At 67.4% G+C, this 12,720-nt stretch carries 7 protein-coding genes and 1 tRNA gene; all 8 read right to left on the reverse strand.

All coding sequences use genetic code 11. The annotated features are described in order from the left end of the window. Window positions 1–112 precede the first annotated feature (112 nt). A complete protein-coding gene (locus C1701_RS08420; protein ID WP_103055780.1) occupies window positions 113–3,316 on the reverse strand; it encodes a type I restriction endonuclease subunit R in 3,204 nt (1,067 codons plus the stop codon). Between the two features lie 3 nt (window positions 3,317–3,319). Then, on the reverse strand, window positions 3,320–4,561 hold the full coding sequence (locus C1701_RS08425) for a restriction endonuclease subunit S (protein WP_337662199.1): 1,242 nt from the start codon (window positions 4,559–4,561) through the stop codon (window positions 3,320–3,322). Beyond that, on the reverse strand, window positions 4,558–6,540 hold the full coding sequence (locus C1701_RS08430) for a type I restriction-modification system subunit M (protein WP_103057000.1): 1,983 nt from the start codon (window positions 6,538–6,540) through the stop codon (window positions 4,558–4,560). The genes C1701_RS08425 and C1701_RS08430 overlap by 4 nt, the downstream gene beginning before the upstream one ends. Before the next feature lie 59 nt (window positions 6,541–6,599). Then, complete coding sequence (locus tag C1701_RS08435; RefSeq protein WP_103055781.1) at window positions 6,600–8,636, reverse strand: N-6 DNA methylase; 2,037 nt, start codon at window positions 8,634–8,636, stop codon at window positions 6,600–6,602. Between the two features lie 778 nt (window positions 8,637–9,414). Further along, window positions 9,415–9,487: transfer RNA gene (locus C1701_RS08440), tRNA-Ala, on the reverse strand. 79 nt (window positions 9,488–9,566) lie between these two features. Further along, on the reverse strand, window positions 9,567–10,310 hold the full coding sequence (gene sepX, locus C1701_RS08445) for a divisome protein SepX/GlpR (protein ID WP_051313462.1): 744 nt from the start codon (window positions 10,308–10,310) through the stop codon (window positions 9,567–9,569). A 468-nt stretch (window positions 10,311–10,778) separates the two neighbouring features. Continuing rightward, on the reverse strand, window positions 10,779–11,375 hold the full coding sequence (locus C1701_RS08450) for a GNAT family N-acetyltransferase (protein WP_245588677.1): 597 nt from the start codon (window positions 11,373–11,375) through the stop codon (window positions 10,779–10,781). A 106-nt stretch (window positions 11,376–11,481) separates the two neighbouring features. After that, window positions 11,482–12,705, reverse strand: coding sequence for a molybdotransferase-like divisome protein Glp (gene glp, locus C1701_RS08455; protein WP_026417453.1), 1,224 nt, complete (start codon window positions 12,703–12,705; stop codon window positions 11,482–11,484). Between the last annotated feature and the right edge of the window lie 15 nt (window positions 12,706–12,720).

Genomic DNA, 12,720 nt, shown 5'->3' on the forward strand with positions numbered 1-12,720 from the left:
TTCCCCCTCCGAAGGTCGTACTCCACCGACTGACGCTCCGCGGCTGATGATCTCCCATGCCTGATCACGAGTCCACCGATTCGACGAAAACCCCGGCGGCATGCCAGCTCGCTCACGCCACGTCGTCAATGCCCTCCTGCTCGCGGATCAGGCGCCACGCCGCGCTACGAGCGCTGCGGTTCAACGACTCCTTGAACGTCCGATCACTCGAACTGAAGTACTGGTCTCCGAGGTCGGTGACGGTGTCGATGTGGTCGGCCATCTTGTCCTCGAAAACATGGTCGAAAACGGCACCGAAGTTCTCCTCGGTGTTGACGATCGCGGCCTGCCGGACCTTCTCGTCCCCAACGGCCTCGCGGAAAGGCCGCGCCACGTCCTCCTCGGTGAACGTCGTGCCGTGCCGGTCATTGAACCGCTCGATCAGCTCCGACAGCAGCGACTTGTCCTGGTCCTTGCCGGCGCCAGTTCCGTCGCCGAGACCGGGCAGCTCAGCGGTGCCCTCCGGTGCCAGCCCGAGGTCATGCTCACCGGTCTTCTGGACGCGCAGGTGGCTAAGGTCGACCTCACCGATGTCGACATCACCGTCCTTGCCGCGCGGCAGCCGGTTGAGCAGGTGCCGCCCGAATAGGTACAGCCGCTCCAGCTCAGCGTCCCGATAGGGAACGATCTGCGACAGGAACCCGTACTTGCGGATAAAGTCGCCGAGGTCAAAGCGGAACTGGTCCGCGATCTCCGACAGGGTCTCGTCATTCAAAACCTTCTCGTAGCGCTCCACGGCCGGTGCGGTGTGCTGGTAGAGCTCGGCGTGCAGCTTCGCCCACTTCGCCTCGCTGCCGCCGGCGACCCGCTCGGCCGCGAGGAACGCTCGGGCGAAATCGCACATCTCCTTGTCCGCGAGGATCTGCGCGGACATCACACGGCTCTGCGCGTTGTAGAGCAGGTTCGGATCGGAGGGCAATGTCGCCGCGTCCTCGAAGTACGGCCGGAACGACTCCTGGATCGCGTCGGCGTCGTTGACGAAATCCAACACCGCCAGGTCCGCCTGGGTTTTGCGGTCGGTGGTCCGGTTAAGCCGGGAGAGCGTCTGCACCGCCGAGATCCCGCCGAGCTTCTTGTTGACGTACATCGTCGTGAGCAGCGGCTGGTCGAACCCGGTCTGGTACTTCTCCGCCACCACGAGGATTCGGTACTCGGGCTGCCCACCCCCGCCGCTGCGGGTGGTGAGGTCGTCGGCGCGGGTGTAGGCGAACGCTTTCGGTAACGCGCCTTCGGGCAGGCCACCGTTCTCCTGGGACTCGGTGACCTCCTTGCCCTCGTAGGTGAGCGAGCCGGAGAACGCGACGAGCACTCCGATGTCACCACGGAGTTTGCCCTGTTCCCGCAGGTTGGCAATGTACTTCTTAAGTGCCCGGGACATCTGCACCGCACTCTGACGGGAGCCGGTCACGACCATCGCCTTCGCGCGTCCGCCGAGCCGCCCGAGCGTGTGCGCCTGGAAGTGGTCGACGATCACCCGAGCGTGCTGCGACACGGTCGAGGGGTGCATCACCGCAGCGCGGGCGAGCTGCGAGTTGGCCCGGTTCGGATCCACCTCCCGGTCGTCGGGGTTGTTGCTGATCAGCTTCCAGTAGGTGTCGTAGGTGACGTAGTTGCGCAGCGGGTCGAGGATGAAGCCCTCTTCGATGGCCTGCCGCATCGAGTAGGTGTGGAACGGCACGAAGGCAGGCTTGCCCTCGTGCTCTCCGAGGACTCCGAAGTACTCCAGGGTCTTCGCCTTCGGGGTGGCGGTGAACGCGAAGTACGACAGGTGCGGGTTCTTCGCGCGTTCGGCGATGCGCTGTCTGAGCTTGGCCTCGATGTCGTCCTTGTCGATCCTCGCCTCGGATGCGCCGGCCTCGCCACTGTCGTCGTCGGCGTCGAGCGCTAGCCCCCGCAGCACCTTGCGCACGTCACCGGCGGCGTCACCGGACTGCGAGGAGTGCGCCTCGTCGACGACGATCGCGAACCTGGCGCCCTGGATTTCAGTGGGGTTGCGTCGCAGGTAGTCCAGCAGCGCCGGGAAAGTCTGCAGCGTGACCGTAATGATCTTTCCTTGCTGGCTGGACAAGCGTTTCGCCAGCTGCTCGGACTTCGAGCCCTGCTTCTCGTCGATCGCCACCACCGTGCCGGCGGTTTGCTCGAAGTTGCCAACGGTGGCCCGCAACTGCGCGTCGAGGTTGCGGCGGTCGGTGATGATGAGGACCTTGTCAAACACCGGTACGCCCGGCCGCAGCCCCCGCTCCCGCGCGGCCGGGTCGAGCTCGGCCGCGTTCGGGAGCGTGTGCAGTGAGGACAGGCGGTAGGCCAGCCACGCGATCGTGTTCGATTTGCCGGATCCGGCAGAGGCCATGACGAGGTAGTCGTGGCCGGTGCCGTGGCGGGCGGCGTGCGCGGTGATCTTCTTAACGGCATCCCACTGGTGGTAGCGCGGGAAGATCACGGACTTCCTCAGCCGCCCGTTGACGCCCTTGTGGCGGTGCTCGTGCACGAACCGTTCGAGCATGTCGAGCCAGTTGTCCCGCTCCCACACCTGTTCCCACAGGTACGAGGTCGCGTACTTGCCGAACTCGACGGCCATCGGGTTGCCAGCACCGCCGGGCTTGCCCGGCCCGTTCGAGCCCGTGTTGAACGGGAGGAAACGGGTGCGTTCGCCGCGCAGCTCGGTCGCCACGAACACCTTGTCGGGGTCGACGGCGAAGTTCGCGACCACCCGCTTGGCGAAGATGAGCTCGCTGGGATCGCGCTCGTCCCGGTACTGCTTCTTCGCGTGCTCGACGCCCTGGCCGGTCAGCGGGTTCTTCAACTCGGCGGTGGCAACCGGGATACCGTTGACGAACAACGTCAGGTCCAGGCGGTTGCCCCGGTCCGCGTGCTTCGCGGCGTAGGCCAGTTCGCGGACGACCGTGAGCCGGTTGGCGCGGTAATCGTCGAGCGCGGAGTCCGAGGCAACCAGCGAGGGCTTGAAGTAGGCGAGCCGGATGCGCACGCCCCGGTCCTTCACGCCCTTGCGCAGCACGTCCAGCACACCGTCGGTGTCGATGGCCTTCGCGAGACGCCGCGCGAACCCGTGCCGCGCCGCGTCGGCGTCACCGCCGTAGTAGGGGAGGAGCTCGTTCCACTCGGCCTGCTGGGTAGCCTCGATGAAGGTGAACAGCTGCCCAGTGTCCAGACCGAGCTTGGGGTCGTAGTCAGAAGCGGCGCCCAGCTCCCAGCCGCGCTCGGTCATCGCATCGACGATGGCGGTCCCAAACACGGCCTCGTGATGAATCGGGCTCATCGGCTACTCCTCGATTCCCCGCCCACTCGCGGCGGACACGTCGAACTGACCGGTAACAGCAGCAGTGATAAGAGCTTGACGACGTTCGGAAAGAAGCTCCGCCTGCCGGCGGACTCTATCAATCATTAAATCAATCCGTCGGTTCTGTCGACGGATTCGGCCAACCACCTCGTTTTGCTCCTGCACTGACGGCAACGGTATACGCATCATCTGCAAATCTGGGACATAGATTGTTAGATGGGTCGAACCGGTCGCGAGACGACCCAACAGATCCGGCCGCATCGCCCGCAGACACCACAGGAGATAGTACGGGTCTAGACGAGGACCACAGGTCCAGGTGACAAAGTCCTGACTCGTGGCCATGTCCGTTCCCATCACACCCGAATACCCAGCAGACGCGGTACGGCACAGGAAGACGGTGCCCTTGGGATGAAGCTCAGCCGCAGAATTCGCTAGTCCTACCTCACTAATTTTTTCGCGCGTCTCAATCAGCTCTTCCAGCCGGTCGTTACGGAGCTGACTGACCTCCCCAGTCGTGATCCACGGAATCGTGCAATTTTCCCACCACTCCGTTTTACTACGACTGGGAGTATGTCCACTACCCATTTGCGCAACAATCCCGAGTCGAACCTCCTCCCAATGCGCCGGCACGGTTGTAAGCCACGGCAGTGTAGCCGCACGGCGCTCGGGCTCATCCCCGTTCGCGATATGAGACGCGACGCCTGTGCGGCGACGCTCCAAAAGTAGCTCCAGCTTCCTGGTCAACGCGGACAGCAGCTTGTCAATGCGGACGGTCTCGGCGTCGAGGAAGTCGGCGATGCGGCGCTGCTCCTCCAACGGAGGCAACACCGCCTGGTACTCGGAGACCAGTTCCCATGATGTCCGAGGCATTTTCGTGCCGTACGCGGTCGCGTTCGCCCACTCGACCCAGGAACTGGATAGCGTCACATAGAGCAAGAAGCGACTATCGACTTCTGGCCCCGGCCGGAGCACCAGGAGCTCACCAGTTGCGGTACCCGGTTCACTGGGACAGTATGATTTAGCCAGATACGGCCGCAATTTGTTAACCAGAACGTCGCCCGGTCGATGAAAAAGACTGTCATCCGCCGATTTCAAGGGAAGGTCGTCAACCAAGATCCTACCCGTACCACTCTCGACGTCCTCAAGCCCGATGAACGGTCGAGGCGCACCGTCAGACTTTTCCACAACATTGCGGACGAAAGACTTGATCCGCACCCGGTTCACTCCGCCACCTCTCCCAGCAGTGCCTGGATCTCGGCTTCGAGCGCCTTCAGTTCGGCGTCGATCTCCGCGAGGGGTCGCGGCGGCTCATACACGTAGAAGTGCCGAGTGACCGGGATCTCGTACCCGATCCTCGTCTTGGTGTGGTCGATCCAGGCGTCCGGGACATGCGGGAGGACCTCCCGCCTCAGGTACTCCTCGATGTCCTCGTGGAGGGGCACGTTCTCGTAGTCACGAAGTTCGGGGTCGGGTTCGGGATCGCCCTTGACGGTCTGGACCTCGCCTTCGGGGTCGCGAACGCCGATGGCGGCGCGCAGTGCCTTGGCGAACGGGGCACTGGTGGGCCAGGTGAGCCCAGCACGGGTCACTGTTTGGCGAATCTCCTGGACAGCCTCGGCCTTCTTCCACCACGTGGTGCCCAGCAGCGGCCGCACCGCCTCGACGAACTCGTCAGCCGCGTCGAGTTTCTGGATCGGCTTGGCCTCGCGCAGCGCGGCAAGGGTGTCGTCGCTGATCTCGAACCGCAGCTTCAGCGGGCGTTCGACGGTGATGCGGCGGTAGCCGAAGTCCTCATTGGCGAAGACCCTGACCTTGGCGTGCTGCGGGTGGTTCTCGTCCTTGGCTGCGTGCAGCGCGTCGGCGTACAGGCGCGTGATCTCGCTGATCTGGTCGGCGTCGATGTACTTGCGCTTGTCGCCGAGGGATTTGCGCATCTTCCGCCACTGGTCGCGGGCGTCGAGCAACACGACCTTGCCCCGGTGATCGGGGCCCTTGCGGTTGGTGAGGATCCAAAAGTAGGTGGAGATTCCGGTGTTGTAGAACAGCTGGTCCGGAAGCGCGACGATGCCTTCGAGCCAGTCGTTTTCCAGGATGTGCTGACGGATCCGCGACTCGCCCGATCCCGCTGCTCCGGTGAACAGGGGCGAACCGTTGAAGACGATCGCGACGCGGCCGCCCCCGTCCTCGGCGGGCTTCATCTTCGAGAGCATGTGTTGCAGGAACAGCAGTGATCCGTCGTTGATTCTGGGCAGCGCGGGCCAGAACCGACTGTTCTCGCCGAGCCGTTCCAGGTCGTCCTCAACGTCCTCCTTGACCTTCTTCCACTCGACGCCGAACGGCGGGTTCGCGAGCAGGTAGTCGAAGGTGGCGTTGCGGTGGCCGTCGTCGCTGAAGGAGTTGCCGAACTTGATGTTGTCCGGGTTCTGATCCTTGATCATCAGGTCGGACCGGCAGATCGCCCACGATTCGGGGTTGAGCTCCTGACCGTGGACCTCGACGGTGGCGTCCGGGTTCATCCCGGTGATGTGCTCGTAGGCGGCGCTGAGCATCCCACCCGTGCCGCACGCCGGGTCCAAAACACGGCGCACGACGCCTCGCTTGCTCAACGCCTCGTCGTCGGGAGCGATGAGCAGGTTGACCATGAGTTCGATGACCTCGCGCGGGGTGAAGTGCTCGCCCGCCGTCTCGTTGGACTGTTCGGCGAATCGCCGGATCAGCTCCTCGAAGATGTAGCCCATCTGGTGGTTGTCCACGATCTCGGGCCGCAGGTCCAGATCCGCGAACGTGCTGATCACCTTGTACAGCAGGTTGGCGCTGTCAAGCTTCTTGATCTGCTGGGCGAAGTCATAACGCTCCAGCACCTCGTAGGCGTTTCGGGAAAACCCTCCGATGTACTGGGTGAGATGGCTCGCGACGTGCGAGGAGTCGGCCGCGATCGACTTCAGCGTTAGCGGGGTGATGTTGTAGAAGCGGCGGCCGGAGGCCTTGCGAAGGAACGTGTCGACGTCGATGTCCCGGTTGCGATACTTCTCGACCGTGTCGAGCACCTTGTCACGGGTAGGCGCGAGCACGCACTCGAGTCGGCGCAACACTGTGAACGGCAGGATGACCTTGCCGTAGTCGGACTGCTTGTAGTCACCGCGCAGCAGGTCCGCGACAGACCAGGCATGATTGGCCAACTCATTGTGTGTCTTGGTGTCCAAGACCATTCCCCTCGGTGTGCGTCAATGGTGGACGGTGGTGCCAGGTGAGTGATGGTGAGTCACGGCCTACCCCCGGGTGGCAGCAGTGCTCCGCTGGTCAGGCCGAGCGCCCACTGATCAGCCAGTTCCCGCGCGGTGTTCGCGGCGAGGCTCGCGGCCGAGTGCGTGGCTCGGACGCGGCGGAACGCCTGCCCGTAAAGCTTCTGGCGTTCCATCGGGATGAGCGGCACCCGCAGTCGTTTGACGTCGATGCGCTGGATCGAGGTGCCCGCCGCCGCGCCGTGAATGTTCTGCTCGGCGGACAGGAACCCGGCCAGGAAGTCGGAGTCCAGTCGTTCCGAGTCCGGGCGGAGCAGGAACAGATGCGGCCCGAGGACGCTGCCCGCTTCGCCGTCGCGGGCGACATGGGCGACGACCGGCCCCGCGTGGTGCAGCGCCTCCGGCAGGAGCACATCTCCCGGCTCAATCGGAACCAGCTCCTCCACCGGCACATCCCGTAGGGAGCCGGATGGTGGCGCGCCGGCGCGGACGTCGTGGTGGGTGAGCACGGTTGGTGGTTGGTCGGGTGCGGGCGGCGCCACCCCCCGTGCCAGCGTCGCTCGGTGCAGGGTGAGCGCGCCGCCGCGCAGGAGGTCAGCGACCGTAGCCGTTCGCCACGCCGCGGGCTCCGATCCCGCCGTCCGCCACAGCTGCTCGTCGCTGAGTCCCACCAGGGCGTGACCGGCGTCGCGCAACCGCTCCCGCAGTTCGCTGGTGCGCGCTTCATGGCGGCCCGGGTCGAGGACGGTCGCGGCCCGGACATGGCGTTGCGGAGTGAGGTCGACCGTCCCGTCGAGGAGGTCGACCACCGGCCGGGTGCGGGTGCGGCCGTGTTCCGGCTCGACACCGTCGGGGTCTTCGCGGAACGCCCGCCATGCTGTCAGGACCCGTTCCGACACGGATTTCCAGTCGATCTCCCGACCTCGCCCCGGTTCGGTCGAGGCGTCGACGAACAGGACCGGCCGAGGGTCTGCGCTCGGCGGCGGAGCCAGCAACCACAGCTGCAGGCTGACATGGAGCGGAGGCGCCGCTCCCTGCGGCAGCGCGATCACCGCCCTCAGTGCACCCGAGCGTACGAGTTCGGCACGGATCCGGCGGCCGCTGGACCGTTCGGCCGCGCCCGGCGGCATCACGACCACCGCAGTGCCATCGGCACGCAGGTGCGCGAGGCAGTGCTGCACCCACGCCAGTTCGGATTCCGAGCGCGGCGGCAGGCCGTGGACCCATCGCGGGTCGTAGGCGAGTTCGTCGTGGCCCCAGTCGCGAGTACCGAAGGGCGGGACGCACACCACAGCGTCGACCCGCTCGTCGGGGAAGGCGTCCACCCGGAGGCTGTCGCCAGGACACACCTCAGCGTGGGGGGTGGAGATCTCAGCGCGGACCCGTGCCAACTCGGCCTGATCCGCGGCGATCTCCTGACCCAGCACGCACGAGGCCCCCGCTCGTGCCGCCGCCGCCAACAGCGCGCCGCCACCGCACGCCGGGTCCAGGACCCGGTCGACCCGCTCCGGCAGCGCGACCAGGAGATCGGCCAGTCCCGCCGGGGTGGGTTCCGTCCCGGTCGCCACGGCGTCGGTCAGGTGTTCGGCGATCACCCGCAACGCCGTCTCCGCGCCACGCGCGTCGAGACAGCGCAGCAGTACGCGGATCGCCGGACCGGGCACCGTCGACAACGCACCGTCGGGGTCGGGCAGCGCCGCGGCCAGCTCCGCGCCGAACGTCTCATCGGACAGGCCAGCGAGCTGCGCCAGCCCCTTCGGAGGTAGGTTCACCAGCGGCGGCACGAGCGACAGCAACCGCAGGGCCAACGCCCGCCCGTCGAGAGCCCCCCGCAACGCGATGCGCAGCTCCGCCTCCGGTGTCGCCTCCGGCAGTTGCCCGCGCCCGGACAGCCACTCGCGAACGGACTCAAGAGCGTAGGTCGGGCTCGTGTCCGTGCCACCCACCGGGCTGGGGAAGTCCGGGTGACGGCGTCGCCAGTTGCTCACCGTAGCGCGCGTAACCCCCGCCAACCGGGAGATCTCGGCGGCGGTCACTTGCGTTGTCAGGTCGGGCATCACGGGCGTCCTGTCGACAGCGATCAACAACACGGCAACCATACCCGTAAACATCAGAAAGCCAAGTCCGCTGGCACATCTCCTGGTAACAGCGCTTTCAGCGCATTATCGGCGGGCAGCCTTCCTACTGGTGTCGTCACCAGTGCGTGTCTCCCGTGCCGTCGCCGCTTCGTCCTGCTCCACCCCACATCCGACGCGGACCGCACCCCTGCCGCCGCTCACCCGAGGTGTCGAGTGCATCCGACTCCACGTCATGCCGGTCAGCATGGCAGCGATACTCGGAACGACGGCCTTGCCGACGCTGATGCTGCTCGTTCGCACCCGCCACAGGAGAACAAGCGGGTGACGCGACACGTGTTGGCCCACAGCGGCGCGACATCGAGCTACGCGGCGTGGGCAAGGTGATCACCTCGACCACCAACGGCGTGAACACCCTCCCTCACGCGCCGTCAAGCGACGGCCTGGGCCGGCACGACGCGGCTGGTCGACACCGGCGGTCACCCCGGAGCTGGCTGACGACAGCGTTCGCTGAGCCACGAGGCTCGCTGAGATGCCCCTGGTGGTCACCATGCCGGTCGCGTCCGGCTCGGCGTCCTCGAATCGACGGCGAGACCCGCTCAGCGCGTGACACGCGCTCGATGCCAAGCCCGAGCCCCGGCCCCGAGGCCAGGAGCAGTGGGCCGAACCCGACTCATCCCAGGGGACACGGAAAAGGCCGTTCCCGCCTCACTGGCGGAAACGGCCTCGAAGAAAGCAGATCTGACAAAAAGCGATTCTGTGGAGCTGAGGGGAATCGAACCCCTGACCTTCTCGATGCGAACGAGACGCGCTACCAACTGCGCTACAGCCCCATGTTCCGTTGTGCGTCGAAAGCATAGCAGCGCCCGGACGAGGGGGGTGCACCCACCCCCACCCAGCCGGGCGCCGCGCTCACTCCCCGACCGCTCGGCGGTAGTAGGGGTGGTGCGGTACGTCTAACTCGTCGAAGGCGGGGTCGTCGTCGTCCAACTCGACGGCGAAGGCGCCGTGGTGGTTGGGACGCTGCGTGGCGCCGGGGACGTAGCCGGCGACGGAACCACCCGTCCGCTGTCCGCCCGCGCCCTGGCTCACGCCGCCGACCGGCCGCACGTGGCTGTGGCCCTCGGCGGCACGCCGCTCGGCCTCGGCGATGCGGGCCGCCCGCCGCTGGCGCACGGCCTCCTCGATCCGCACCTGCCTGCGCAGGTAGACGAGGTAGCCGAGCAGCCCGAGGTCGACCGCGCCGTGCGCCCACCAGAGCATGGGCATCGCCGCGAAACCGGCCACCAGGGCGAGCACGACCGCCAGGGTGATCAGCGCCAGCACCACTCGCTGGCGGAACGCGTACTTCGCCTTGGCGACCCTGGCCGCCGCCTCCGGGTCGAAACCCCCCCGGCCCGGTCGGTACCGCCGGCCGGCGCGGACGTCGTCGCCGTTGAGCGACCGCCACTGATCCTCGTCGTTCCCGGGCTCCCCGCCGCCCTCGTCGTCGAGATCGGTGTCCTCGTCCCGCTCCTTCTCCGGCACGCTGAGTTCCTCCTCGAACTCATTCCTGGCGGCGGGCACGGCATCGGCGCTCCGGCCTCGCCGCACCACCCTGGCCGCCAGCTCCGAATCAGCGGTACGCGAGACCTCCCGACGACGTCGCGCGATCATGGGCACGAGCACGACGAGCCACGCAACCGCCAGCCCAACGAATATCAGAGAACTCAACGTGCCTCGCCACCTCCCCCTAGCCACGAACAGCACGCTCCTGCGTTCGTCACGCTAGCCACACCAGTCACACCTACGTCGGAGGCGCGCCGGAATCTCCACGTTCCGCAAGTGTGGGGTTGATCGCCCTGGAGATCATCCACCAGGATCGACAGCAATCGTCGGTGCGCCTTGTCGCTCAGTGACCCATCGAGTGGGTTCCTGCCGCCTCCCGGCGGGGCCTGACTCTGTTGTGGCTGGTCACCGAACCCCTCGCACCGCGCCGCTCGCATCCCGGACTTCTGCCGCGTCGCGTTCGACGACTACCGAGCGCGACCACTCAGCCACGTAATGATCATCGATGGGTGGCGTCTCCGTCAACGGTGAACGTCTTTCGGGTCTGCGGGCGGCGCACCCGGAACGTAGCCAAGATCACGCCAGCCTGGCGCGTCCCTGGGTGACCAGCGCGTGCACCGCGCCCCGGGGCAGGTCCTCGACCGTCACCGCCAGGCACAGGTGGTCGTGCCAACCGCCCTCGACGTTGAGGTACCGGCGGTACAGGCCCTCCCTGCGGAAGCCGACCTTCTCCAGCACCCGGAGGCTGGGCCCGTTGTCCGGGCGAACGGTCGCCTCCAGCCGGTGCAGCCCGGCGGCGTGGAAGGCGTGGTCGACGGCCAGGGCCACCGCGGCACTCGCCACTCCACCACCCACCCGGGTGCTCGCCACCCAGTAGCCCACCCACGCCGAGCACAGCGCCCCTCGGATCACGTTGCCGATGGTCAACTGGCCGACGAACTCGCCGTTCACCGCGATCACGAAGGGCAGCGCGGTGCCCTGCCGCCCCATCCGCCGCAGCGCCCCGTACTGGCTGGGCCAGGCGAGGACCCCGTTGCGCTCCTCCCAGCGTTCGGGGGAACTGGGTTCCCACCGTTCCAGGTGGCCTCGGTCACGAAGCCGGATCGAGCTCCACGCCCCGCCGTCCCGGAGCCGGGGCGGGCGCAGTTCCACCGCCCCGGCGGGCACGATCACCGGGCCGAGCCTCTCCGGCCAGCCCGGGTGCCTGCTGAACTGGGTCGCGCTCAGCGGAGCCCTCCTGGCCTCCGTGCCACCACGCCAGTCACCACCGGGTCCTCCCTCAGCCGCGCTGGGCCAGGAAGCTGACGTGCACGTCCTGGTCCACGCCCAGTTCGGTCACGTCCTCGTCGACGAGGATGAGGCAGTTGGCCTCGGCCAGCGAGGCCAACAGGTGTGATCCACCGGCCCCCAGGGGTTGCACCAGGTACTCCTGGCTGGTGCCGTCCCGGAGCAGCTGCCCTCGGAGGAAGCCGCGCCGGCCCTTGGTGGAGGCGATCGGCGCGAGCAGCCGGGCCGTCACCACCCGGCGGTGCGGGTTGTTCTTGCCCAGGGCCGTCCGGATCAACGGGCGGACGAAGATCTCGAAGACGACGAGCGCGCTGACCGGGTTCCCCGGCAGGAGGAAGGTCGGGACCTTGTCGGGACCGAGCCGCCCGAACCCCTGGGTGGAGCCGGGGTGCATGGTGACCCTGGACTCGTCGATCTCCCCGAGGTCGGCGAGGGCGGCCCGCACCTGGTGCCCGGTGTTCCCGCCGACGCCCCCGGCGATGACGACCAGCTCGGAGAGCAGCAGCCGTCCCTCGACGACCTCGTGCAACCGTCTGGGGTCGGTGCTGACGATGCCCACCCTCGTCACCTCGGCACCGGCGTCCCTGGCCGCGGCGGCGAGGGCGTAGGAGTTGACGTCGTAGACCTGGCCGCCGCCGGGGTTCCGGTCGATGTCGACCAGTTCCTCACCGACGGAGATGATCGACACCCGGGGACGGGGGTGCACCAGCACCTTGCCGCGTCCCACCGCCGCCAGCAGGCCCACCTGGGCGGCCCCGATGACCGCCCCGCGACGGACCGCGACGTCACCGGCCTGGACGTCCTCCCCGGCCCGGCGGACGAAGGCACCCGAGGGCACCGGTTGCCGCACGGTCACCTTCGCCGGGTTCTCGTCGGTGTAGCCCACGGGCACCACCGCGTCGGCCAGGGTGGGCAGGGGAGCTCCGGTGCCGACGCGGACCGTCTGCCCCGGTTGCAGGCGGCGCGGCTGCCGCGACCCGGCGTCGATCTCGCCGATCACCGGCATCAACAGGGACTCCTCCGCGGCGGCCTGCACGTCGACGCTGCGCACCGCGTAGCCGTCCACCGCCGCCTGGTCGAAGCCGGGCAACGCCCGCTCGGCCACGACGTCCTCCGCGCACAGCAGCCCCTGGGCCTCGGAGATCGCCACCCGCACCGGGGAGGGTCGGACCGCGGCGGCGAGTACCTTCGCAAGCTGCTCGTCTACCGACCTCATCGCCACGAACTCACC

The organism is Actinoalloteichus sp. AHMU CJ021 (genome assembly GCF_002895405.1).
Classification (GTDB): Bacteria; Actinomycetota; Actinomycetes; order Mycobacteriales; family Pseudonocardiaceae; genus Actinoalloteichus_B; species Actinoalloteichus_B caeruleus.

Coding starts and splice junctions, on each gene's coding strand:
- C1701_RS08435 (WP_103055781.1), bottom strand. CDS start 8,636: ATGCCCGACCTGACAACGCAAGTGACCGCCGCCGAGATCTCCCGGTTG.
- C1701_RS08420 (WP_103055780.1), bottom strand. CDS start 3,316: ATGAGCCCGATTCATCACGAGGCCGTGTTTGGGACCGCCATCGTCGAT.
- sepX (WP_051313462.1), bottom strand. CDS start 10,310: ATGATCGCGCGACGTCGTCGGGAGGTCTCGCGTACCGCTGATTCGGAG.
- glp (WP_026417453.1), bottom strand. CDS start 12,705: ATGAGGTCGGTAGACGAGCAGCTTGCGAAGGTACTCGCCGCCGCGGTC.